We start from the raw sequence: 24,173 nt of genomic DNA, 5'->3' as shown, positions 1-24,173 counted from the left end.
TAGTACTAGAGTACTATTTGTTAGCGATCGCATTGTGCCAGTTGCGTAAGTCCTGGAATTAAAGATTCTGCCAAGTAGAGACTATTAAGATCCTCTCTATGCAAAGTTGTTGAAAGGGCTTGTCGATGAAGTTCACGATCATCTGCTTCGATCCCAGTAAGTATAAATACAGCTTTTAGTGTTTTCCATCCAAGCTGAGGTGCAGATCGCCATCGTCTTTCTCCATCAAACAATAAGTATCTACCATTAGACAAAGGAATGAGAATTACAGGAGTATGCTGCCCTTGTTTTCTACATCTTCATCACCCGCCAGCTTGTGGACATCTTCTAAACTTGTCACCTGATCAAGCATTGCCAAAACATTCGCTTTTTCAACAGGTGCTACTACAGAATCACCCGACTCAGTTGGATGTGAAAATTGGTGTAGTCCATGTGGTTTAAAGGTTTGTGGTGTTTTTGGTTCAATCAAATCCTCTAAATCCAGATGCATTGTCGTTCGCACTAGACCAGCAAAGAGATCGGTACTAACAATTGGCCCCAAAAGACTATTGCCATCGCGCGTATCTTGCAACAGCACTTCTGCATGAGACTTCAGAATATCCGCAATTTGACTGAAGGCAACTGTTACGGTTGATAACTGTGCTTCTAAAGGTAAACTTTCTAGCTAGGCATCTAAACATTCCCACACAGGTGCTAGTGTTGATGTTGGTGGAGCTGATGACATTTCATCAAGCACATCCCAGATTGTTAATTGACGGTATGTGGTCATTGTTACAATTCAGGATTTAACGGGCAGGGTCGCACTGGGCAGTAACTTGAGGTAATCTCAAACATATCCTTATATTGATATAGTGAGACACCATATTGAAATGCAAATGCCTGCAACACCTGATCTGTATAGGCACGGATCTTGCCAGCCGTTAGCCCAAAACAGTGAATTGGTTCTAAACGGCAAACAGGTTTTTGCCCCAGCCAGAGTTCTGCACCCAAGGCGTGTAATGGTTTATCCCCCGCTTCTTTATACAAATACAGAACTGCAAAATATGTTGCTGGTGGTTCGACTGCGATTGCATCAATTTCTGTCCCATTGTTCTCATTCTGGGTTCGGCGGCGATAAAACGAACGGCGATTGTGACAGACTTTGGGATTCCAACATCCATCCCCTGCTGTTCCATGTAAAACTTTAGCTTGAGTTGTTGGCAGTTTGGCGCATAACTGACACTTGGGATCGAGTGGCTTTGGCATACCTTACTCCGCTTCTTCGCCGATTGCACGATAGTAGGCAGCGATCCCCGCTGACTGTTCACTGCGGAGTGTATACCGTCGAAACGCTTTCTCACTAGTATGTCCTGTCAGCTTACGCGCATGGCTGGGGTCAACTCCCAATAGCAATAAATCAGTGGCGTAGGTGTGGCGAAAGGAGTGAGGATGCAAATCTTCAACACAAGCGAGTTCACCTATTTTTTCTACAGCAAAGTAAATCCCGTGATAACTCAAGCGTTCACCCTTGTATGAGGCATGGTGTGAAATCATCAGTGGGCTAAGGCTAGTCAAAACCTCCCCCTGCTGTTCGCGCAATTGTAAATATTCTGCCACCACTTGGCGACTTTCTTGACACAGTGGCACTAGGCGTGGTTCATTCGTTTTGGTATCTGGTAAAAACAGTAGCTTGCCATCAAAGGAGCCAACATTTAAATCCACAACTTCCCCAGCCCTTAAACCATGACTAAGGATGTGGACAAGTGCAGTATCTCGTTGCTTTGTTTCTCCTAATAACTCCAATGCTGACCAGACCCGATCCATCTGTTCGGACGTTAAACTCTGGGCTGGTGGCAGAGGCACTTTTTCCAGTTTAATCCCCAGTGTCGGATTAGTAGCAATGATATCAGGATAGGTATAGCACATCCATTTAAAAAAGCTTTTAAGGGCAGCAATTCCCGCATTGATGCTGCTTTTTGAAAGCGGTTTACCAACATCAGTCCGCAGTTCATCCCGCAAGTACTCTTTATATAGCGCGAACTGACGTGGGCGTAGTTCATGATAGTGTAATTGCGTCCATCCCAAAAACCGCTTCAGTTCGCGCTCCTAAAGCTTGCGGCTATTGGGTGCAAGGTTATTGCTGCGTAAAAATTTCAGTACCTTTACCCACCGAATATCCGTAGGTGCAGACGTTTTTGTACTCCTTATTCCTTGAATATTCAATGGATTTTCACCATCAAGAGAGATAAGTTTGATTGCAGGTAAAGAATCTGTGTTGTAGTTCATTGGCTTAACTAACTGCATAATCTGTAAACTGGTGTTTAAAAGCAGAGTGAAATCCAATCACAATATCTTGCTTAGGAATTCCTAAATTTGCCAATTGTTCAGCAACTTCGTATTCTGTACCATTGTGTTGCAGCCAGACTTTCCCATCTTTAATATCAATGTGTAAAAAACAACCATAAACGCGGCGTTGATTTTTCCAACCCACATTCATCAATTGGTAGTGGTCGCGTTCAGTATCAAAGACTATTTGTGTTTCTACATCTGGATCAGGACTACCAATTTCTGCATATTCACGTAGCAGTTGTTGCACGATTTGTCGATACTGTGTTAGTTTATCCACTCTACTATCTCCTCTGTTTCTGGGTTATAAACTATTAATTTCAGTTGATGAATACGGATAATATTTTGTACGAGCCTAATTGTAAAAAATGAACTGTAAGCATCAATTGGCACTGCTAAATACAATGTGCGTTCTGGTTCTTGCTCAGAAAGTGCCAGACGGTAGTTAATAAATTGTCCTAATGCTGTATGAAATTCGTAGATTGCTGAAGTTCTGACAAAACTTTTAATCTCTACCGCAATTTTTTCCTCCCCTCTTTGGGCGGCCAAAAGTTTTTCAGCACCCAAATCAATATACATATCCCCCAATTCAAAACTAACTGGCAATGGGTCATGGGTAATTTTCCATCCATTGGCAATTAATCCATGCTTGACTGGACTGCATCGTGAAAAACATCTCTTGCTGGCATACCCCATATCTTTCCGAACACCGATTCCCTATTCTAGGGCTTAATTTTTGTAAGCGATCTCAGACTAGCGATCGCTTGAAGGCAGACACTCCACGTCATTGCCCTCATTTTACACCGCTTCAAGACAAAATAAGATACCCTTATCTTTTATCCGACTAAAACTACGATTAATACCACTTCCCCGGATACACAACATTTTCACCAATATGCGATCGCGGAGGGAGCATATTGGCAACGAAAATAGAAACTATTGCGCTGCCGAGAAATTTTGGTTGTCTTTGTTATCGCCTCTGATGCGTCATTCAAGCGATACACACTTACAAACTGCTATGGTTTGCACTTAATAGCTATAATTAGCCGTAAGTAGGTGGGCGAAAAAATTTACAACTATGTAACGAAAAGTTAAGTAGGAGATTTAGGGTTAAATTTTACACGCTCTGTACTGTAGTTACCTTTTTCTCCTCTAGCTTGAACACCATCAATTACGGCATAAGCAATGGTAGTATTCGTCATCAAATATTCGCCCAGATAGTTCATTTTTCTTAAGATGTTGCCACTCCAACTCAATCGGGTTCATTTGGGAGCAATATTTGGGCAAAAAGAAGATGTATAAACCCATGCATTCCCATTTTGACCATAACTTTTGTACCTCAAGGGATCGATGTATCGGTCCGTTATCCTGGACAATTACCCTAGTACGTCCCGTTCTTTGGGCTGACTCGGCTTCTTGCTCCATCATTTGGATATAAGACTTACGGTTAACACCCCCGATTACCAAACCGTAAACAAAACTGAGCAAAGGTTGAAGGAACCCAATAATGCTTAATCTACGACCACGACGTTTAGTCTGTTCTAAGCGTTTTTGCTCACCTTGAAAGTAATAGGTGTAACCCGGTTCGCTCCAGGCACAAAACCCAGATTCATCCAAATACTTTAGGTCTAATTCTCCTGTCGCCGCAGCTAATTCCAGCATATCGAGGTCTGCTTGTTTATTTGCTCGTGCTACAGGGTCTTGTTTTCCTTTATGACTTTCAAAAGCTCGTTTCCAATTAATCCCCTTTTTTTGAGTACCCGTCTTAATCTGTCGGGACTCAATTGCACGTTACGCTCTGCATTTAACTTCTGTGATAGTTGGGAACTATTATATGTGCGTGGCTCAATTCTTAGGCATTGTTCTAAAAACACGACATCCTCTTCTTTCCACTTGGGTTTTAACCCTCGACCTGGTAATTCCCAAAGGCTCTCTAAACCCTGCTTTCTCCATTTATGCAAAACATCTCTAACTGTTTGCTTATCCCAATCAAAGTGGACTGCTATTTTTTCTACATACCAGCCATGTGCGTTTAACCTGATTACTTCTGCCCTATCTTTAACCTTCTGCGGCACCTCAAGACTTCTTAGATTTAACAGAGTTTGGTCTTGCTCACGAGTTAGAAATACCCTTAAACGAGCGCCCATATATTAAGCCACCTCATGTATATGCATTCTCCATATTTACTTATATTTACATAGTTTAGTTTTTTTATGCCCACCTACTTAATCAAGAGAATAAAAGTGGGAAAAGTGAAAATTTTTTTTTGTAAAGATGTAAATTTTACTATTGATATGTTGTAAATTAAATTTATATAAACAATAATTGGATAAATACTAGAGAGGTTAAAAACGTTGAAAATAAAATAAAACTAAGGTAAACAAAGTTTGGCGGTTTAAGTTCCCTGCATCCACAGGGAGAACGTTTTGGGTCGGGGTCTAAATCTCCATCATAAAATGTAATTGCGAATTAGTTTCAGATTATTCTTTTTGGTAGAATAGCAAGCTTTAAGAAATTCCGAATTTAATGCTTGTACATTACAATTTATAGAGAAACATAATTCAGTCCTTAAAAGTCGGAATTAAGTTAGGTATGCTGTATGATTTACGGATGAATGAGCCGGTTAAAGATCTCCTGTCAATGTATAATTCTTTGGTTTTTAAGACGCTTGCAGACTCTATAAAGCTAGGCTATCATTGGTGGATTCTAAGGGCTAAATTATTCTTTAAAGTGTATTTTTTTTGATTTGATGAAGTTTAAACTTAAATATTTTTTTCTAGTGTAATAGTTGTAATTTTAAACCTCTAAAATTGACTGGAGAATTTTTCTAATGGCCTTAGAAAATTTGAGTAATCATTTAAACTTTTCTGGAGGCCCTGGAGCATTACCTGAGCAAGTGCTAAAAGTTACTCAAGCAGCCATAATGAATGTGCCGGAAGTTGGCTTGTCGGTTTTAGGTATCAGTCATCGCTCCGATTGGTTTCGTGATGTAGTAGACGAGACGGAAAATAATTTGCGGGAATTACTCGGAGTCCCAAGGGATTATCATGTTCTTTTTTTACAAGGAGGTAGCAGTCTACAGTTTTCCATGATTCCAATGAATCTCTTACATGGAAGCAAAAAAACTGCGGAGTATATTGTGTCTGGTTACTGGAGTGCAAAAGCAGTGCCTGAAGCAAGCATTGAAGGAGAAGTACGGGTGGTGTGGGATGGCAGAGATAGCGGTTATAACCGATTGCCAGCAGCTGAAAAACTAGTACTTTCGTCGGAAGCTGCCTATTTACACTATGTCTCGAACGAAACAGTAGAGGGAGTACAGTTTTCTTACCTGCCTGGGATGTCTGATGTACCGTTAATTTGCGATATGGCTTCAGATTTTTTATCTCAGCCGATAGCAGTTGACCGTTATGCATTAGTATATGCCCACGCACAAAAAAACCTTGGGCCAGCGGGTTTAACAGTAGTGATACTTCGAGATGATCTTCTCCAGAGAATTCCCTCTAATTTACATAAAATGTTAGATTACCGTACTCATATTAAAAGTAAGTCAATCTACAATACACCTCCAGTGTTTGCCTTCTATGTAGTGATGCAAGTTAGCCGTTGGCTACGGAAAGATATTGGTGGATTGGCGGCAATGGCACAGATAAACCAAGCCAAGGCAGCCACTCTTTATAAGGTGCTTGATGAAAGCGGAGGATTTTATCGAGGTCATGCTATTCGGGAATATCGATCGCTGATGAATGTTACGTTTCGTTTAGCAGACCCCAATTTAGAGCCTCTATTTCTCAAAACCGCACTAGAAAACGGATTTTATGGCTTGGATGGACACCGTTCAATAGGAGGTTTGCGGGCATCACTTTACAATGCTGTCACTCAGTCTGGAGTAGAAGTCCTGGCTGCATTTATGGTTGACTTCCAGCAACGCTACGGTTAACACGATTCGTAACAAAACAATTGCTATATGAACTTTTTAGATGTTGTTCATTTGATTGCCAGAGTTGAGATGCAATTCTCAGCCAAGTTGAGGAGTGAATACTATGAATATTGAACCTATTGCCATTATTGGGATCGGATGCCGTTTTCCAGGTGCAATCACTCCCGAAGCTTTTTGGCATCTACTCTGCAATCAAATTGACGCGATCGCACCGATTCCCTCCGAACGCCAAAATCTACATTCCTGCTTTATCCCCAGTCCTAGTTCATCACAGGCGCAACTTATCCAAGGTGGTTTTTTAGAGCAAATCGATCAATTTGACCCGCAGTTCTTTGGCATCGCCCCCCAAGAAGCCGTTAGCATCGATCCTCAACAACGGCTGTTACTGGAAGTCACTTGGGAAGCTCTCGAAGATGCTGGGTTAGTCCCTCAAAAACTCTCAGGAAGCGCAACAGGAGTTTTCGTTGGTATTGCCGGTTCTGATTATTACGAAATCATGGCAGAAGCACGCACAACTAATGGCTATGCAGCCAATGGCAATCTCAGCAGTGTTGCTGCTAACCGTATTTCCTACCTGCTTAACTTTACGGGTCCGAGTTTGGCAATTAACACCGCTTGTTCCTCTTCTCTAGTAGCAGTTCATCTTGCCTGTCAGAGTTTGCGTAGCCGGGAATCTAGCCTAGCTTTAGCCGCCGGCACCAACATCATGCTATTTCCGGAAGTGACAGCAAGCCTCACAAATGCAGGGATGATCTCGGCTACGGGACGTTGCAGAGCATTTGATGCTCAAGCCGATGGCTTGGTGCGGAGTGAAGGAGTTGGTGTTGTAGTGCTGAAGCTGCTGTCTCAAGCATTGGCAGATGGCGATCCCATCTATGCGATCATCCGGGGTAGTGCAATCAATCAAGATGGACGTAGTAATGGACTGGCTGCTCCTAATCTGCAAGCACAACAGACACTACTACAGCAAGTTTATCAAGATGCCGGAATTTTACCAAGTTCAGTACAGTATGTCGAAGCACAGGGGACTGGAAGTTTGTTAGGGGATGCGATTGAGCTGAAAGCCCTGGCAAATGTCCTAGTAGCGAATCGCTCTTTTGGAGATAAATGTCGGATTGGTTCTGTAAAAACCAATATCGGACATTCAGAGGCCGCTAGTGGAATTGCTGGATTGATTAAAGTGGCATTGTCCCTCAAGTATGGAAAGATTCCGCCGAACTTGCATTTTCAGCAGCCAAATTCAAATGTGGCATTAGATAAACTGCCTCTACAAGTGCAGCAAACCCTGGAACCTTGGCCAAGCGATCGCCCCTGTATTGCAGGCGTGAGTGCGTTCGGCTTTGGCGGTACAAACGCTCATATAGTGATGGAAGCAGCACCCTCCAAAGTTGTGGAATCTTCTGAGATTGATCGTCCTTTACATCTGCTGACTCTATCTGCCAAAACAGAAACAGCATTGCGATCGCTAGCCCAGCGTTATCACGAATTTTTAGTTAACCATCCTGATATATCAATTGCGGATGTTTGTTTTAGTGCTAATACTGGCAGAACTCTATTTAATCATCGGCTGGCTGTGACTGGGGACTCTACAGCACAATTTGCAGAACGCCTGAAGGCATTTGTGTTATCTGGACAGTCTGCGGGGTTGGTGAGTGGCTGTGTGAAGCCAAAGAAGACTCCTAAGATTGGATTTTTGTTTAGTGGCTTGAGTAACTACACACTAGGACTAGACCGTCAACTATACGAACAAGCACCCACCTTCCGCCGAGTACTTGATCGGTGTAATGCGATCGTTCAGCCATTGCTGGGAAAGTCTTTGCTTGATATTCTCTATTCCCCCAATACCCCAGAAAATTCTACCAATGAAGTATATTCTGATTCAGAATTATTTATAGCAACATTTGCGCTGCAAGTAGCACTTTGCGAATTGTGGAAAGTTTGGGGAATTACACCCACAATCATTATGGGAATAAGCATAGGAGAGTATGCGGCTGCCTATGTTGCTGGCTTGTTCAGTTTGGAAGACGCACTCAAGATTGTAATCTCTGGACAGCGGCATATCCAATCTGAAAACTCAAAGGGGACGATGGTCGGCGTGCTTGCAGATGAACAGCGAGTAGCGGTTGCAATTCAACCTTATGGTGACAAGGTTGGTATTGGCTTTTATGGCGGTCCGCAAATTGTAATTTCCGGTCAGCAAGAGGTAGTTGATGCAGTTGTGGCCGATCTCAAAGCGCAAAAAGTCAAAACTGTTCGCTGGGACACATCCTATGCCTATCATTCCCCACTGATGAAATCGCTGGAGATTGATTTTGCCCAATATAAGTCAGACTATACCCCCTCTCCCGCACAAATTCCTTTAATTTCTGGTGTTACAGGTCAGCTATCTCCTGATGCAATGACCAAAAAAGACTACTGGGTAAGTCTAATCCGTGAACCCGTAAGATTTGCAACGGGTATGCAAACTATGCACGAGCAAGGAGTTACAGTATTTCTCGAGATTGGTCCCAAATCCAGTTCATTGTCGATGGGTATGCGTTGTCTACCTGAAGGGGCTGGAACTTGGCTGCCAAGCCTACGTTCGGGGAAATTCAACTGGCAGCAGTTGTTGTCCAGTTTGGCACAACTCTACGTTTTAGGAGTACCTGTTAATTGGTCAGGATTCGATCGCGATTATCGCCGCGATCGCCTACGACTACCCACCTATCCCTTTGAGCGACAAAGCTATTGGTTCAGCAGTAGTCGCTCGTCTCAACCAAGCGCTCTATCTCCACTACCTCACCGTTCTTTGATTTCTAGTTTACTTGACCGGGAAGATTCAGCAGAACAGATTGTTCAAATTCTTGCCCAAACAGAATCATTTTCATTACAGGAAGTGCAACTCCTACCAAAACTCATCACTACTCTAGTTCGACATCACCAAGAAACTGCATTTTCCACCGATGAATATGAATCTTCTTTGACCAGCCAAACCATAAATCTAGACGTACCTACTTCTGAAATTCTTGTCCCTGAATCGAATATTTCATTAAGGCGATTGTCCTTCTCCTGTCGGAGACGCTGCGCGAACGGACACGCTACGCGAACGCAACTTGCAACATCCCCAGAAGAACAGCAGCAACTGCTTGAAGAATATTTGATAGAACAAATTGCTAAAGTGTTGCGATTGCCTCCATCTCAGTTAGATGTTGAACAACCGCTCAATACTTTGGGGTTGGACTCGTTGATGTTAATTCAACTAGTAAACCGTGTAAAAAAAGACTTTGCTTTAGAGTTGTCAATCGAGGCGTTATTTGAAAACATGACCCTGCTCGATCTGGCTCAACAATTACAGACCCAATTGACCTTGTTTAAAAGTGAATCTGATGATGCTCCCATCATGGTTACGAGGACAGAGGCTGTTGCTTTGCCTTTGTCTTTTGCTCAGGAGTCATTTTACTCGCAAATAAAACTAGACCCAAGTAATCCCTTTGCCAATCTACCCTTCACCCTACACTTTACGGGCGAACTCGACATTCCAGCCTTAGAACGCAGTCTGAATGAGTTAGTGCATCGTCACGCTGCTTTGCGAACCACTTTTGATATTGCCGCACAAAAACCGACTCAAATTATTCATCCGACGATGAATCTACCATTGTCGGTGGTGGATTTGCGATCGCGTAGCGTGTCCGTTCGCGCAGCATCTCCGACAGGAGAAGGACAATCGCTATCTCAAGCAGAACAACAAATAACAATGCAAAAGTTGTCCCAAAAAGAAGCTCACGAATCGTTCGATATTGTTCGAGGGCCGCTTTTACGAGCCACACTGCTGAGACTCTCAGAAAATCGACATATATTGCTGATTACTCTCCATCACCTGATTACAGATGGCTCTTCTATGGTTATCTTTCTTCAGGAACTTGGAGCAATCTATCAAGCATTTTCCCAAGGGCAATCCTCACCTTTACCAGAATTACCAATGCAATATGCAGACTTTATTGTCTGGCAACGTCAATGGCTGCAAAAAGAGGTACTGGCAACACTACAAGGCTACTGGCAACAACAGCTTGCACCGCATCTGGTCGTCCCTGAAATCAAAACAGATCAACCTCGTCCTGCTGTGCCGGGATTGAGAGCAGCCATCTACCCTTTCCAACTATCTGAAATTTTATCAGCCCAACTCCAAGCACTCAGCAAACAAGAAGGTTGTACTTTATTCATGCTTTTGTTAGCAGCTTCACAGATATTAGTTTATCACTATACAAATCAGCTTAACTTCTGTATAGGTACTACTGTTGCTAATCGCAATCGATCTGATATTGAAGCTTTAATTGGTTGCTTTATTAACCAGATTCCAATTAAAGCAAAATTAGAAAACAATCCCACATTCCGACAGTTACTTTATCTTGTTCGCAAAACCACTTTAGAAGCGTATGCCTACAGCGCTCTTCCCTTGAAATATATTCTGGAAACTGTACCCCTGTCCAAAACAGATAATGCTCACACATTTCCTCTACCAATAGTAGTAATTTTTCACAATGAGATTCCCTTATTAACTGAGAATGTGAAAATTTCAGAACATCTTTCTGTTCGCATACAAAATAGACCATTCAGGGGAGCAAGACGAGACTTAACTCTGCATCTGGGAATAGGGGCAAAAGGCATTTGGGGAGAGATGGAATACGATGTCGATTTATTTTTTGAAAGTACAATTAATACAATTTTGGAAGACTTTATGATTTTACTTCAAGATATTGTCATTAATCCAGATATCCATATTTTAGAGATGCAGAGAAAAGCTATTTAGAATAAATTTATAATTGCTTCCATTACAAAACAGCGTACTTGTTGGATATTTCTAATTTAAAAATGGAGAAAAAGAGCCTTGTGAATGTAAGATTTCGTGATATTTTGATATGGACAGTTTACCCAGGTGTCATGTCGATTGGTCTGATAATTTATTATGGACTGAAAAGTTATGGCATAAACGTATTCCTTAGTAGTTACGTAGCTACAATCATTGCTGGAGTCGGTCTAATAACTTTTTTTGAACTTGTACTTCCTTATCGGAAAGAGTGGTTGCCCAGTAAGAGCGATGTTGGAACTGATTTCATTTTTATGATGTTGGTACAGGTATTACTCCCTTACCTTCTTTCCATTTTCTCAGTGAGTTGGTTATTCGACTTTATCAACAACAATAATTTGAACTTAAGTGATTTATGGCCGCACAACTATCCTATCTGGATACAAATCTTGATTATGATATTGTCTGGTGATTTCTTGAGATACTGGTTACATCGTGCAGCTCATACATGGAATCTGTTATGGCGATTTCATGCCGTACATCACTCAGCTCACAAATTATATTGGCTTAATCTTGGGAGATTTCATCCCTTAGATAGATCGCTGCAACTTTTGTGCGATAGCTTGCCCTTCATTTTTCTTAGCGTATCCAAGGAAGTACTGGCACTTTACTCTGTTATCTACTCAATTAAAGGATTTTTTCAGCACTGCAATATAGACGTAAAACTTGGCTGGTTTAATTATATCATCAGTGGCCCTGAGCTACATCGCTGGCATCACTCCACAAATATTAGTGAATCAAACAATAATTACGGAAATCATGTAATAATTTGGGACATTCTTTTTGGCACTTACTTTCTTCCTAATGATAAAAATGTATCCGAACTGGGTCTTTTAAATCGAAATTACCCGATGAGTTTTTTGAAACAAATGCAAGCTCCATTTATCAAAGGGATCGATATAGCTCACTGACAATTTATGCTAGTCTAAATAGTTAGTTGTGATTTTCACTGTTTTTACCGTTGCTAAATTCTATTTCAAATACAAAAGAGCTATGAATAACGATTTATTTTTACCACATTCTCCACAAGAAGCAACTTTAGTTAACCTATTACGTTATAGGGCAATACAACAACCAAATCAAGCGCCATATACCTTTTTGGTAGATGGAGAAACAGAAAAAGTTAGCTTCACTTATGAAAAATTAGACCAAAAAGCACGCGCTATTGCAGCATTACTTCAAAGCATGAAAGCTTTTGGAGAAAGAGTCCTACTTCTCTATCCACCTGGACTGGAATTCATTGCTGCTTTTTTTGGAGGTTTATATGCAGGTGCAACTGTTGTACCTGTGTATCCACCACGAGGTAAACAACGGATGACACGACTGCAAGCTATTGCACAAGACGCACAGGCAACTTTTGCACTCACCACATCATCTGTGATTACTAAATTAGGACAAAGCTTTAAAGAAGAACCAGAATTAGTAGCTTTACAATGTATAGCAACTGATGAAATTCCCAACGAATTGTCAGATGATTGGTTTTTTCCTGAGATTACTAACAACTCCCTAGCACTTCTCCAGTACACCTCTGGTACGACAGGAAACCCAAAAGGGGTAATGGTGAATCATGACAATCTAGTATATAATTCCGCTTTAATTTATCAGTCTTTTGAGCATACATCTAACAGTCGAGGTGTAATTTGGCTGCCTCCTTACCACGATATGGGGCTGATTGGTGGAGTGTTACAGCCTCTATATGGTAGTTGCTCAGTCACACTGATGTCGCCAGAGTCTTTCCTACAAAAACCCTTTCGCTGGCTAAAAGCCATTTCTGACTATCAGGCGACTACCAGTGGCGGGCCTAATTTTGCTTATGATCTATGTGTTGAAAAGATTACATCTGAACAACGTAAACACCTCGATTTGAGTAGTTGGGAGGTTGCTTTCAATGGCGCTGAACCTGTATGGGCAGAAACTATTGAGAAGTTTTCAGAAACCTTTGCAGATTGTGGCTTTAGAAGGAGTGCTTTTTACCCCTGTTATGGAATGGCTGAAACAACTTTGATTGTGTCTGGAGGTTTGAAAACAGCACCGCCAGTGATTCGCTTTGTGCAAGAGCAAGCTTTGAAACACAATCTCATTGTGACTACTACCAAGGACGCAGAAGATGCCAGAGCGATTGTTGGTGTTGGTTATAGTAGTTTAGACCAAAAAATTGCGATCGTGCCTTGCACGGCTCCCTCTGGGAGCATCGCCAACTCAGAATCATTAACTCGCTGTCTGGATGGAGAAATCGGAGAAATTTGGGTTGCAGGGCTGAGTGTAGCTGGTGGCTACTGGAATAAACCTCAAGAAACGCAACAAACATTTAATGCCCAACTAGAAGACACAAAAGAAGAACCATTTCTACGCACTGGAGATTTAGGATTTCTGCTTGATGGCGAACTATTTATCACAGGTCGCTTAAAAGACATGATAATTATTCGAGGGAAAAATCATTATCCACAGGATATTGAATTAACAGTCCAAAAGAGCCATCCTGCACTGCGAACAAATTGCGGCGCAGCATTTTCAGTAGAGATAAAAGGTGTTGAACAGCTAGTTATTACTCAAGAAATAGAGCGTACTTACTTACCTCAGTTGGATATTAATGAGGTCGTTAAGTCTATTCGTCAGGCAGTGTCCGAGCAGCACCAATTACAAGTTTATGCCATTATCCTGCTAAAGACAGCGAGTATCCCGAAAACTTCTAGCGGCAAGATTCAGCGCCATGCTTGTCGAGTTGGTTTTCTAAATGAAACTTTGGATATTGTCGGCAATTGGACTGCAAATCTTGAACAAATAGACTTACTGCAACTTCAAGCAGAAGTAGAAGACCTTTCAGAAAAAGTGCAGAATTCAGATGTTAATCAATTTAAAGATAATCAGAAACATTTCAAGCCAAACCTGACAGAAAAAGCGATTCAAACTTGGCTAATTTCTCATCTTGCCTTGTACCTGAATATACCGCCTGATGACATAGATATTCAAGAACCTTTTGCTGCATATGGGTTAGATTCAGCAGTGGCAGTTAGCATAACAGGTGAATTAGGTCAATGGATTGGTTGTGAACTGGGAATTATTCTTTTTTGGGAGTATCCCAGTATCGAAACTCTAGCTAAATACTTAGTAGAGGAATATCATTTATTACCATCAATCCAATCTTCAGTTAGTGTTTGAAAAAAAATGTATGAATCCAGAAGTAATTAGTACTCAAAATACCGATAAACGAGAGTTAGCAAAAGCATTTAAATTCAATCTTTTTGACCCTAAATTTAACGCTAATCCCTATCCAACTTACCATCGACTCCGCTCAGAAGATCCGGTACATCGATACTTTGTTGGAGGTGATTGGATAGTTACCCGATATGCTGATGTAAAAGCGGTTTTAAAAAGTGGTTGTGTTCGGACTGATGACAGACCAAAATCAATCCAAGAAAGAAACAAATATCTCCAAGACAAGGGAAAGAATCTAAATACTCTTGCTTATACTACTAGCCGATTTTTATTTTATATGAACCCACCAGACCACACTAGATTACGTGCGTTGGTGAGTAAAAGCTTTTCTCCGGTGGTTGTTGAGCGTATGCGTCCCCGTATTCAGGAAATTGTGCATGAGCTACTTGACAAAGTTCGGCATCAAGGAAGTATGGACATTGTTGCCGATCTTGCCAGTCCACTTTCTGTCAGTGTAATTAGTAGATTATTAGGAATACCAAAAGAAGCTCAACAACAACTTCATCAGTGGACTAATGTTTTGTCCCGTATTTTAGACCCACTGGTGTCACTAGAAGAATATGCAGCAATGAATAAAGCTACAAAAGAGATTCAGGAATATTTAAGTACTCTAATTGCCGAACGAGAAAAAGATCCACAAGAAGACTTGATTAGTAATTTGATTACAGCTAAAGAGCAAAATGACAGGCTAAGTCAAAATGAAATATTGGCAATTTGCACATTATTATTTGGAGCTGGTGAAGAAACTACAGGCAACACAATAGGCAATGGAATGCTGGCATTACTACAACACCCAAACCAAATGGAAAAACTCAAAAGAGAACCAACATTAATCCCAAGTGCTGTAGAAGAAGTAATTCGCTACGATAGTGCAATTCAAATGTTAACCCGTATCGCTACTGATAATTTAGAAATAGGCAACCAAACAATTAAAGCAGGGGAAAAGATAGTTCTTTGTTTGGGAGCAGCTAATCGAGATCCAGCACAGTTTTCAGAACCCGACGAGTTAAATATTAATCGAGAACAGAATCAGCACGTTGCTTTTGCCGATAGTATTCATTATTGCTTAGGAGCTGCACTAGCACGTGTGGAAACTCAAATTGCTATTAACACATTAGTTCAAAAGTTTCCTGATTTAAAGTTAAAATCAAACAAGCTTGAGTGGAAAAAGAGCATAGTCATACGTGGCTTAAATGCTTTACCTATAAGTTTTACTTGCTAAGTCATTTCTGTCAAGTTTAGATATTCACAGGAGATGTGTGAAATGGAGCCAATTACTCATACAAATAAGACTCAAAAATCAGGGATTGCAAAAGCTCTCAAATTCAATCCTTATGACCCAGCATTTCGGACAAATCCCTATCCTATTTACCACAGTCTTCGCTCTGTTGAACCAATACATCAAAGCTTTAGGGGAATGTGGGTACTTACTCGCTATGCTGATGCCAAAGCAGTTTTGCGCGATTCTCGCTTTTGTGTTGATAAAATGTCAAAAAATGTTAAACATAAAAGCTATTATTTGAATCATCAAAATCTCGATAGGCTTGCACAAGTTATTGACAAATGGCTAATATTTTTAGATCCGCCTGAGCATACTAGATTGCGAGGACTAATTAGTAAAGCCTTTTCTTCTACAAGTCTCCAATTTTTGCGTCCCCAAATTCAACAAATTGCAGACGAACTGATTGATAAAGTTCGACACAGAGATTCGATGGATATAATATCCGATTTTGCTTGTCCATTACCTTGCAATGTCATTGCCGTAATATTAGGAGTACCTATTAAAGATTGGTCTAAACTATATCATTGGTCGGATGAACTGTCTAATATTTTAGATCCACTCAGGTCTTTAGAAGATTATGAACACATGAATAAAGTGGTGTTGGAGTTTACAGATTATTTTAAAAGCTTAATTGCACAACGTCAAAAAAATCCTCAACAGAATTTATTGAGCGCCTTGATTGTAGTCAAAGAACAGGATAAAAAGTTAAGTGAAGAAGAAATTATATCTGTCTGTATGTTGTTATTCTTTACTGGTGAAGAAACCACAGTGAATCTCATAGGTAACGGTATGCTTGCTCTATTACGTCACCCACAGCAGATGCAACAGCTAAAATCACAACCAACACTTATCCAAAGTGCTATAGAAGAAATACTACGTTATGACAGTCCAATCCAAATCACTACAAGAGTAGCAACTGAAGATGTTGATATGGATGATATTACTATTCGAGTTGGCGAGAAAGTTCTTGTTGCTTTAGGTGCTGCAAATCGCGACCCTGCACAATTTCCTGACCCTGACTCCTTTGATATTACACGAGTTAATAATAGTCACTTAGCTTTTGCTGATGGTATTCACTATTGTTTGGGTGCAATATTGACACGGATTGAAGCTGAAATTGCCATTACTGCACTTGTACAGCAATTGCCTGAGTTAAAGCTGTCACAGGACAAGCTTGAGTGGCGCAACAAGGTTGCTTTTCGTAGTTTAAAAGCTATCCCTGTTATCTTCAAACCAACGAATATAAAATAATCAAAAAATGTTTTACGAAACTACTAATTTCAAATTTACAGAGAGCTTGGAATCTAACTGGCTGCTCATTAAAGAAGAGTTAAATAGTCTACAACAATTTAATTCTAATCCTTGGCAAAAAGAGTTTCTTTATAATAAAGGCTGGGATATTCTTGCTTTGTATTCTTTTGGTAAAAAAATAGAGCATAACTGCCGCTTATGTCCAGAAACAACAAAATTAGTAGAATCCATCTCTGGAATGAGTACAGCAACTTTTTCTTCCCTTGCACCTGGAACTCATATTGTTCCTCATGAGGGATATATAAATACTGTACTTCGTTGTCATTTGGGTTTAATTGTGCCTGATAACTGTGAGATACGGGTGGGGAATGAAACGAAAACCTGGCAAGAAGGCAAGTGCTTAGTTTTTGATGATACGGTTGAGCATGAAGTTTGGAATCGCAGCAATATCAGTAGAATAATTTTATTGATCGATTTCAAAAAGTCTAACTTTTTAAAGCTATTTTAGGTATAGAATTCAACCTAAATCAGAAAGATTTGATAACAATAAGTCCGAGATGATCAAATTGCCATTAATTCACTTTTTTAATAATTGCTTGATATCTATTCAGTAATCACAAGATTAGCTTGAGTGCTGCAACACGGATATTTCCCACAGGCTAAAACCTCTATCTATTACTTTTAGCTATTAATTTAAGTATGAACATATACCGCTATGCAAAGTTTGAGATTTTTCATATACTACGCAAAGATACAAAAATGCAGAGTTTTTAGTAACTAATTAGATATTATTGAGATTACTAAGATTAACTATTGAGCGTGGGGTAAAGATGGACTTAGATAAAGAAAGCCAATTATTTAAAAAACTCAAATATAAATGGAAAATAATTCTAACAATTTCCATTGCATTAGCTATAGCTATAGCAGTAGCATCTATCTATTTTTTACGGTTTTGGTATCATGTTGAAACTCAGCCAATAAAATCTATAAAAGCAAATCCTAGTAGAGTTGCAATTACTGGCTTGGGATATCTAGAGCCTGAAGGCGAGGTGACTCACTTATCGGCTCCCAATTCACAAAGCGGTGTCCTGGTAGAAAAATTGTTAGTCAAGGAAGGAGATGAGGTTAGATTAGGGCAAGTCGTAGCGTTACTGCATGGTTATGCTGAGGCTAAAGCATTTCTACAACAATCACACGACAAAGTTCAAGTTGCTAAAGCTCAATTAGCACAGGTCAAAGCTGGAGCTAAATTTGGAGATATTGAAGCCCAAGGAGCTACTGTCAGTCGCTTAGAGGCTCAAATAAAAGGAGAAATTATAACCCAAAAGGCAACAATTACCCGTTTGCAAGCACAGTTAGATAATGCTCAAACTGAAAACAATCGGTATCAGTCTTTGTACAAAGAAGGTGCAATTTCCGCTTCTACTTCAGATAGTAAAAATTTGGAATTTAAGACAGTACAACAACAGTTAAAAGAAGCTAATGCTAATCTCAACAATACTGTGAGTAATCTTCAAAATCAGATTAAGGAAGGACAAGCCAAACTGACCAGTATTAAAGAGGTACGTAATGTAGATGTCCAAGTAGTACAAGCCGAGATTAAGAGCGCTATCACTGCTGTGGCACAAGCACAAGCACAACTGAATTTAACTTACGTCATATCTCCTATAGACGGAAAAGTTTTGAAAATCCATACCAAAACTGGAGAAGCGATCGCTTCATCAGGGATTATGGATATAGGTAAAACATCTCAAATGTATGTAGTTGCAGAAATTTATCAAACTGATATTGAGAAAGTGTCTATTGGTCAAAGAGCGATCATTTCCAGTACTGCTTTTACTGGAAGATTAATGGGAACTGTGAGTAAAGTTGGTTTACAAGTGAGCAGACAGAGTATTTTAAGTCCCAACCCACAAGTAGATACAGACCGCAGAGTGATTGAAGTAAAAATCCGCATTGATAATCCAGTAGATAATCAACGAGTCTCAAGTTTAACTAACTTACAAGTAGATGTTGCTATTCAAATCTAACTACCAAATCAGAAGTTTTTAGTAAATTATAGCCTAAAATGATGTTTTCTAAAATTCCTTTAGCATGGCTACAATTAGTCCGAAATAAAGATCGTTTTTTAATCACTGTGGTTGGTATTGCCTTTATTGTTCTTCTAATATTTATACAGATAGGTTTTCAAAATGCTCTCTATTCCAGCGCTACTCAGTTACATCATAGTCTGCGAGGAGATTTATTTTTAGTGAGTTCTCAATATAAATCCTTGACAGCCAATCAAAGCTTTTCTCGAACTCGTCTATATCAAGTTTTAGGATTTAATGGTGTAGAGTCTGTCAGCCCTATGTATTTAGGATTTGCTAAATTTAAAAATCCAGTTAATGGTGAAAAATACTCAATATATCTTATTGGTGTTGAACCAGGAAAAGTAGCTTTAAATTTACCAGAATTACCAGATAATTTAGATGAACTTAAAATTCCTGATGTAGTCCTATTTGACAGAAGTTCTCGTCCAGAGTTTGGGCCAATCGCTGAGAGATTTGAGCAATCTAATACTGACCAGACAGTTGAAATTTTTCCCTTTAATTCCGTGCAAGGTTACAAGGTTAGAGTAGGCGGGTTATTTAATTTAGGACCTTCTTTTGGAGTTGATGGTAATTTAATTGTCAGTGATTTAACTTTCTTGAGGATATTTCTAAATATTCGTTCATCAGAAATGATCGATATCGGTATAGTAACTTTGAAATCCGGTATTAATGTACAAAATGTTGTAGAAAATATTCAAGCATATTTTGCTAATGATATTCGAGTATTTACCTACCAAGAGTTTAACGATTTTGAAAAGAAATATTGGGCTACTAGAACACCTATTGGTTTTATATTTAACTTCATGTTAATAATGGTTTTTATAGTTGGTGTAGGAATTGTTTATCAAATTCTTTATAGTAATATTTCTAGTCAAATAATTGCTTATGCTACTTTAAAAGCTATAGGATATAAAGATATTTATTTATTGAATGTCGTATTTCAACAGGCTGTCATCTTAGCAATTTTAGGTTATATACCTGGATTCATTATTTCTCTAGGTATATACAATATTGCGATAAAAGCTACTAAATTACCAATAATAATGACTTTAAACAATATGTTAGTTATACTTTTATCAACAATTTTAATGTGTATGATTTCTGGATTATTAGCTACCAACAAGCTCCGCTCCGCAGACCCCGCAGACATATTCTCATGATTTGTGTGATTTGAACCATAATTTAGCCAAATGGCCACGAAATACTTCATAGCCTGTGTAGTTGTGACTTAAAGGAATTGTTTGCCGTTTTTTAAAGGATAAAGTTGCCGTGACAGAGGCTGAAAGCATTATTCTCTCAATTCTTTCGGATCTTTCTGAATTAGTTGTCGAGTTCCATTAAATAATAAAGTTGCCGTGAGTCCATGACAGAATAAGAGTTTTGGGCTTTGCGATCGCGCCATGACAAAGACAGAAGCTAATTAGGGGTTGCTGAAAAAGAATGAGAAGCTCACAGTATATAGATTATCTGACCAAAGAAGTATATTCAGGTGCAAGACTTGAGGGTAAAATAGCCCAAAATCCTTGCATAACCGCGACCAGCAGTACACAAGTGTGCTGTTTGTAACTATGTACCGAAAACCGGGGCAAAATTTAATCTCACCAGAGAACTTTGAATTTCCGTTTTCAGGCAAGTTATCATCAGATAATCGTTGGGTAGTTCTGGCATCTTTAATACCCTGGGCAGAATTTGAAGACGAATATTCTGAGGAATTCTCTCTCTTAGATGGGAGTGCCAGCAAAGCGATTTCGGATGGCATTAGGGGCATTTCTAGAAAATTTAACTAATAGACAATATAAGATGTTGCTGGTAGTAGCAGAAGTAGATCGTCAACAACTATGGTTATATGAAAATAAAAAACAGAGTATTGATGACCGCATTGTTAGTTTAAACCAACCACATATACGCCCAATCATTCGGGGAAAAGCGGGTAATCCCGTGGAATTTGGCGCAAAACTGTCGGCTAGTTGCTTTGAGGGATATGTGTTTTTAGACCATATTAGTTGGGATAACTTTAATAAATCAGGAGATTTAAAAGCACAAGTCGAAGCCTTTAAAAACTACACTGGTTCTTATCCAGAATCTGTTCATGTTGATAAAATTTATCGCACACTCTTAGAACCGAGCTTGGTGCAAAGAAGAGGACAGCCGCGTGGGCGGGTTCCCCGACTTGGGCGGACTGTCCGTCCGAGGTATTAGAATTAGTGGTTCCCCTTTAGGTAGACCTCCAGCCAATGTGAGTAAAGAAAAAAAGAAGCAAGCTTTGTCAGATGAAAGGATTCGTAATTCTATTGAGGGAAAGTTTGGTGAGCCAGTGCGTTGGGCGGGTTCCCCGACTTGTAGCAACTGGCGAACCCGTAAGGGACAAGGTAAAAGAAGATTTAGCCTCAATCGAGTGATGGCGAAACTGTCTCGTAGGGACGCGAATCATTTCGCTGGGTGGGGATTTTTGTTCAGGCATTTGATATCAGTTTTGATAGCAATGAACTGATAATAGATGAAAAGCGATGTCTATTTTCTTAGAGGAAACTTGAGCGATCGCGCTGTTCCATCGCTCACAGGCATTTACCTTGCTGATACAGTAAAGTATAAAGATTTACTTTGTTTGCTGAGGCAACTTGCGGTTTAAGCGATCGCCTTACATACTATTGTTTAGATATTAAATAATTCTTAAAAAGAAAGCCAAGTCAAATTGAAGACTATCAAATTTATATTAATCGGATATAATTTTCTGTCCAATGTGCCTGAAAATATTCAAGACACGATTGAAGAAAAGATAGATATTCAGTGAGTTTTTGTCAAGTTTCTACAACCTTAGTAGAAAGCCCTGCTAAATCACCTGTTGGGGTTTCGCCGACGATGTAAGCATCAATTTCGATTTGTCCTAAGCGATACACCTGCGGGTTTTTTAAGCTCGATTTTATTATCTCTAGTAGTTTTTGAAATCTGGCAACTATAGCCTTTTCATCATCCTCATGCCAATCTTCGGGGGTGGTCGCTACACTAAAAAAGCTGTCAATATCTACTACTTCAATAGTTGTGTCTTGAGGATGACTAGTCAGTTGTATGACTTTTTCGGGTATCGCGGGTACAGTAGTCTCCCACAAAAATGCTTCTAGGGGGTACTCAGACTCGCTCATCATGAGTAAGCCATCAGATGCCCGTTTTAGCTGTTCTAGGATTTCTGAATTAGTTTTAGTCATAAGCCATAATAGAGCGTAGTTTACCGCCGCAGGTCTTACCCTGAGCCTGCGCCGTTCGCGCAGCGTCTCGTAGAGAAGGGCATCGCACTTCACAAAGTATCATCCCAAAAGTTGAGTTTATTGACACCCTATTAGGGACTTAATTATAAATAAAATTACTTATAAAAAGCGAAATTATGATTAAAATTGTCTTTTGGAATGTGATTTTGGGATTTTTGGCTGTACTAATTGCCATACTTATTTCAGTTACAATCCAGACTTGGGAAGCAAACCCCAATAATGGGAGAAAATGATTTATAAAACAACCATCGAAAAGTAAAGACTATGCCAGACTTCAGTAGTGAACCGATACCTGAATTAAAAAATCCGAAAGATTTCTTTCATTCTGGTGACTTGACCTTGAGAATCGAAGGAGAAGTAGTACCTGTAGTAGATGTCCATCTAGGGCAACAGCAATCGATTTACTTTGAACATCATATTCTGCTGTGGAAACATCCGAATGTTCGCCTTGGTGTCAAAGGCTTGAAAGGGGCAGCCAAACGTTTTTTTGCTGGACTGCAAATTTTTATCAGTGAAGCACATGGGCCAGGGAATATCGCTTTCTCTCGTGAGGCTCCAGGACAGATTGTGGTGCTGCAATTAGAGCGTGGACAGACCGTTGATGTTCGAGAACATCAGTTTTTATTAGCTACCAGTAATATTGAGTACAGTTTCTTTTTCCAGCGAGGACTGGCAAACCTCTTTTTTAGTCGCAGTGGTGGTTTATTTATTGACCGCTTCATTGGTCAACAACAAGGAGGGCTGCTTTTAATCCACGGTTACGGTAATGTCTTTGAAAAGTACCTTGCTCCTGGAGAAGTACTGGATGTAGAGCCAGGAGCATGGTTATGGAAAGACTCATCAGTGAAGATGGAGACAGTAACAGCGCTGCAATCTAGTGGCGGCATTTTAGGGGCTATTGGAGTAATGCTTGGCGGTATTTCATTCACTCTCAACCGTTTTATTGGCCCTGGTCGTTTGGGGTTACAGTCTATGACTTACCACCCACCAGCACCCGAGGGAGCAGCCCAATTAGGTGGCAGCAGTAATTTGAGTTAAAGTGGCAGAGAATTGCACATCATGATTGCGATCGTCGCTTTTCGTTCCGCCGTAGGCATCGCCCTTCGCTCAAAGTAAACGCACGAATGGCATTGAAGAAATGAGTTTTAATAGCCTCAGATGTTCTCACCCTTACGGGTTCGCCAGTTGCTTCAAGTCGGGGAACCCGCCCAACGCACTGGCTCACCCTTACGGGTTCGCCAGTTGCTTCAAGTCGGGGAACCCGCCCAACGCACTGGCTCACCCTACTATATTGATATGTATCTTGATTTCATCAAATAAATCTTTGGGTTCATACCGCTCACGCAGCAAAAATCTGTTGACACTATCGTGAGATAAATCTTCCATGATTTCTGCCAAACGTGTGCAGCCTGGGTACTTTGATTCTGAAAGTATTAACAGAGTATAAGTGTTCAGGTCACACTTGGCACTCGATGGCTTGGTAGTCGCTCTGATAGTCGTCACCCTTAATGCAGACAACCTCAGTATTATCCGTCTTTCAATGCCTTTGGTGATTAGCGATGGCTACGCCCGCCGCAGGCATCGCCTATTTATTCCTGATTTATTCCATGCATTCTCCGCCTATTTTGTCAATGCGTAAGTTCTGTAATTGGCGAAATCAGCAGAGAGATGAAAACTTGCTTGACTTGCTCCCAGTTGATGCCCTGGCTTAAACTATGGCCTGGCGAGATTACTGAATGCGCTAAACCAACTCCCATAATGAACTAGCACGGTTACAGGGTGAATACATAGATGCATCTATGGCCTATGGGACAGAAGATAATCCCGGTTTGTCTGTACTACACTTTACTGATCATCCAGTGGGATTTGTAGAATTTCCCATTCGTAGTCAAGATTCACACCAATACGGTTCAGTTAAGGCTAGAATAGCTGTAAAATAGGCATTGTTTCCAAAAATGGAAAT

The 24,173-nt window shown here is 40.2% G+C and carries 21 protein-coding genes and 3 pseudogenes; 14 read left to right on the top strand and 10 right to left on the bottom strand.

The window, feature by feature from the left end; genetic code table 11:
- Window positions 1-20: 20 nt before the first annotated feature.
- From HWQ38_RS14810 to HWQ38_RS14780, 7 genes and pseudogenes are all read right to left on the bottom strand, one after another.
- Window positions 21-254 carry a ParB N-terminal domain-containing protein gene (locus HWQ38_RS14810; RefSeq protein ID WP_292794721.1) on the bottom strand — a complete coding sequence of 78 codons (234 nt, stop codon included), beginning with the start codon at window positions 252-254 and terminating at the stop codon, window positions 21-23.
- An 11-nt stretch (window positions 255-265) separates the two neighbouring features.
- Window positions 266-571, bottom strand: a complete 306-nt coding sequence (locus HWQ38_RS14805; RefSeq protein WP_292794719.1) for a hypothetical protein — start codon at window positions 569-571, stop codon at window positions 266-268.
- Window positions 572-771: 200 nt separating this feature from the next.
- Window positions 772-1,245, bottom strand: coding sequence for a hypothetical protein (locus tag HWQ38_RS14800; RefSeq protein WP_292794718.1), 474 nt, complete (start codon window positions 1,243-1,245; stop codon window positions 772-774).
- A 3-nt stretch (window positions 1,246-1,248) separates the two neighbouring features.
- Window positions 1,249-2,265: pseudogene (locus HWQ38_RS14795) on the bottom strand (site-specific integrase).
- Between the two features lie 4 nt (window positions 2,266-2,269).
- Entirely contained in the window at window positions 2,270-2,605 is a 336-nt protein-coding gene (locus tag HWQ38_RS14790) for a XisI protein (protein WP_292794717.1), read from the bottom strand.
- Window positions 2,593-3,021 carry an element excision factor XisH family protein gene (locus HWQ38_RS14785; RefSeq protein WP_366933293.1) on the bottom strand — a complete coding sequence of 143 codons (429 nt, stop codon included), beginning with the start codon at window positions 3,019-3,021 and terminating at the stop codon, window positions 2,593-2,595. The genes HWQ38_RS14790 and HWQ38_RS14785 overlap by 13 nt, the downstream gene beginning before the upstream one ends.
- A 471-nt stretch (window positions 3,022-3,492) precedes the next feature.
- Window positions 3,493-4,472, bottom strand: a protein-coding gene (locus HWQ38_RS14780) for an IS630 family transposase (protein ID WP_292794715.1) whose coding sequence is annotated in 2 segments (ribosomal slippage) — window positions 3,493-4,077 and window positions 4,080-4,472 — 978 coding nt in all. Because the reading frame shifts where the segments join, the coding sequence is not laid out codon by codon here.
- A gap of 683 nt (window positions 4,473-5,155) precedes the next feature.
- Here HWQ38_RS14780 and HWQ38_RS14775 point away from each other — a divergent pair.
- The 11 genes and pseudogenes from HWQ38_RS14775 (at window position 5,156) to HWQ38_RS14725 (ending at window position 21,576) form a co-directional block, all read left to right on the top strand.
- A complete protein-coding gene (locus tag HWQ38_RS14775; protein ID WP_292794713.1) occupies window positions 5,156-6,262 on the top strand; it encodes a phosphoserine transaminase in 1,107 nt (368 codons plus the stop codon).
- Between the two features lie 103 nt (window positions 6,263-6,365).
- Window positions 6,366-11,048 carry a type I polyketide synthase gene (locus tag HWQ38_RS14770; RefSeq protein WP_292794711.1) on the top strand — a complete coding sequence of 1,561 codons (4,683 nt, stop codon included), beginning with the start codon at window positions 6,366-6,368 and terminating at the stop codon, window positions 11,046-11,048.
- Window positions 11,049-11,089: 41 nt separating this feature from the next.
- The gene (locus HWQ38_RS14765; RefSeq protein WP_292794709.1) at window positions 11,090-12,016 is read left to right on the top strand and encodes a sterol desaturase family protein; all 927 of its coding nucleotides are present in this window, start codon (window positions 11,090-11,092) and stop codon (window positions 12,014-12,016) included.
- Window positions 12,017-12,098: 82 nt separating this feature from the next.
- On the top strand, window positions 12,099-14,264 hold the full coding sequence (locus HWQ38_RS14760) for an AMP-binding protein (RefSeq protein ID WP_292794708.1): 2,166 nt from the start codon (window positions 12,099-12,101) through the stop codon (window positions 14,262-14,264).
- Entirely contained in the window at window positions 14,257-15,543 is a 1,287-nt protein-coding gene (locus tag HWQ38_RS14755) for a cytochrome P450 (RefSeq protein WP_292794707.1), read from the top strand. The genes HWQ38_RS14760 and HWQ38_RS14755 overlap by 8 nt, the downstream gene beginning before the upstream one ends.
- A gap of 42 nt (window positions 15,544-15,585) precedes the next feature.
- Window positions 15,586-16,854 (top strand): cytochrome P450, encoded by a 1,269-nt coding sequence (locus HWQ38_RS14750; protein ID WP_292794705.1) that lies wholly within the window; start codon window positions 15,586-15,588, stop codon window positions 16,852-16,854.
- Between the two features lie 7 nt (window positions 16,855-16,861).
- Window positions 16,862-17,362: an aspartyl/asparaginyl beta-hydroxylase domain-containing protein gene (locus tag HWQ38_RS14745; protein WP_292794703.1), complete on the top strand. Its 501-nt coding sequence runs from the start codon at window positions 16,862-16,864 to the stop codon at window positions 17,360-17,362.
- Between the two features lie 322 nt (window positions 17,363-17,684).
- Window positions 17,685-18,884 carry an ABC exporter membrane fusion protein gene (locus HWQ38_RS14740; protein WP_292794701.1) on the top strand — a complete coding sequence of 400 codons (1,200 nt, stop codon included), beginning with the start codon at window positions 17,685-17,687 and terminating at the stop codon, window positions 18,882-18,884.
- 41 nt (window positions 18,885-18,925) lie between these two features.
- Entirely contained in the window at window positions 18,926-20,107 is a 1,182-nt protein-coding gene (gene devC, locus HWQ38_RS14735; RefSeq protein ID WP_292794724.1) for an ABC transporter permease DevC, read from the top strand.
- A 408-nt stretch (window positions 20,108-20,515) separates the two neighbouring features.
- Window positions 20,516-21,357, top strand: a pseudogene (locus tag HWQ38_RS14730) (transposase); the annotation flags it as partial.
- An 87-nt stretch (window positions 21,358-21,444) separates the two neighbouring features.
- A complete protein-coding gene (locus HWQ38_RS14725) occupies window positions 21,445-21,576 on the top strand; it encodes a hypothetical protein (RefSeq protein WP_292794700.1) in 132 nt (43 codons plus the stop codon).
- Between the two features lie 169 nt (window positions 21,577-21,745).
- Here the strand turns inward: HWQ38_RS14725 and HWQ38_RS14720 are convergent, their stop codons facing one another.
- Window positions 21,746-22,243 carry a nuclease A inhibitor family protein gene (locus HWQ38_RS14720; protein ID WP_366933292.1) on the bottom strand — a complete coding sequence of 166 codons (498 nt, stop codon included), beginning with the start codon at window positions 22,241-22,243 and terminating at the stop codon, window positions 21,746-21,748.
- Window positions 22,244-22,474: 231 nt separating this feature from the next.
- Between HWQ38_RS14720 and HWQ38_RS14715 the strand changes: the two genes are divergently transcribed.
- On the top strand, window positions 22,475-23,248 hold the full coding sequence (locus HWQ38_RS14715; protein WP_292794698.1) for an AIM24 family protein: 774 nt from the start codon (window positions 22,475-22,477) through the stop codon (window positions 23,246-23,248).
- Between the two features lie 19 nt (window positions 23,249-23,267).
- On the opposite strand, the gene HWQ38_RS14710 is transcribed toward HWQ38_RS14715, so the two are convergent.
- Window positions 23,268-23,492: a hypothetical protein gene (locus tag HWQ38_RS14710; RefSeq protein ID WP_292794697.1), complete on the bottom strand. Its 225-nt coding sequence runs from the start codon at window positions 23,490-23,492 to the stop codon at window positions 23,268-23,270.
- A gap of 8 nt (window positions 23,493-23,500) precedes the next feature.
- Window positions 23,501-23,644: pseudogene (locus HWQ38_RS14705) on the bottom strand (IS701 family transposase); the annotation flags it as partial.
- 13 nt (window positions 23,645-23,657) lie between these two features.
- On the opposite strand from HWQ38_RS14705, the gene HWQ38_RS14700 reads away from it, so the two are divergent.
- Window positions 23,658-23,849 carry a hypothetical protein gene (locus tag HWQ38_RS14700; protein WP_292794725.1) on the top strand — a complete coding sequence of 64 codons (192 nt, stop codon included), beginning with the start codon at window positions 23,658-23,660 and terminating at the stop codon, window positions 23,847-23,849.
- 160 nt (window positions 23,850-24,009) lie between these two features.
- Complete coding sequence (locus HWQ38_RS14695) at window positions 24,010-24,150, top strand: hypothetical protein (RefSeq protein ID WP_292794695.1); 141 nt, start codon at window positions 24,010-24,012, stop codon at window positions 24,148-24,150.
- Window positions 24,151-24,173: the final 23 nt, after the last annotated feature.

It is taken from the genome of Nostoc sp. NMS7 (assembly GCF_017115085.1).
Lineage (GTDB): Bacteria > Cyanobacteriota > Cyanobacteriia > Cyanobacteriales > Nostocaceae > Nostoc.
The sequence above is the reverse complement of the archived record's forward strand: the minus strand, read 5'-3'. Positions and strand labels throughout refer to the sequence as shown.

Bases quoted from the DNA above. Each gene is read 5' to 3' on its own strand.
- HWQ38_RS14750 (WP_292794705.1), top strand. From the start codon at position 15,586: ATGGAGCCAATTACTCATACAAATAAGACTCAAAAATCAGGGATTGCA.
- HWQ38_RS14745 (WP_292794703.1), top strand. From the start codon at position 16,862: ATGTTTTACGAAACTACTAATTTCAAATTTACAGAGAGCTTGGAATCT.
- HWQ38_RS14715 (WP_292794698.1), top strand. From the start codon at position 22,475: ATGCCAGACTTCAGTAGTGAACCGATACCTGAATTAAAAAATCCGAAA.
- HWQ38_RS14695 (WP_292794695.1), top strand. From the start codon at position 24,010: ATGGCCTATGGGACAGAAGATAATCCCGGTTTGTCTGTACTACACTTT.
- HWQ38_RS14725 (WP_292794700.1), top strand. From the start codon at position 21,445: ATGAAAAGCGATGTCTATTTTCTTAGAGGAAACTTGAGCGATCGCGCT.
- HWQ38_RS14760 (WP_292794708.1), top strand. From the start codon at position 12,099: ATGAATAACGATTTATTTTTACCACATTCTCCACAAGAAGCAACTTTA.
- devC (WP_292794724.1), top strand. From the start codon at position 18,926: ATGTTTTCTAAAATTCCTTTAGCATGGCTACAATTAGTCCGAAATAAA.
- HWQ38_RS14770 (WP_292794711.1), top strand. From the start codon at position 6,366: ATGAATATTGAACCTATTGCCATTATTGGGATCGGATGCCGTTTTCCA.
- HWQ38_RS14800 (WP_292794718.1), bottom strand. From the start codon at position 1,245: ATGCCAAAGCCACTCGATCCCAAGTGTCAGTTATGCGCCAAACTGCCA.
- HWQ38_RS14785 (WP_366933293.1), bottom strand. From the start codon at position 3,021: ATGGGGTATGCCAGCAAGAGATGTTTTTCACGATGCAGTCCAGTCAAG.
- HWQ38_RS14740 (WP_292794701.1), top strand. From the start codon at position 17,685: ATGGACTTAGATAAAGAAAGCCAATTATTTAAAAAACTCAAATATAAA.
- HWQ38_RS14775 (WP_292794713.1), top strand. From the start codon at position 5,156: ATGGCCTTAGAAAATTTGAGTAATCATTTAAACTTTTCTGGAGGCCCT.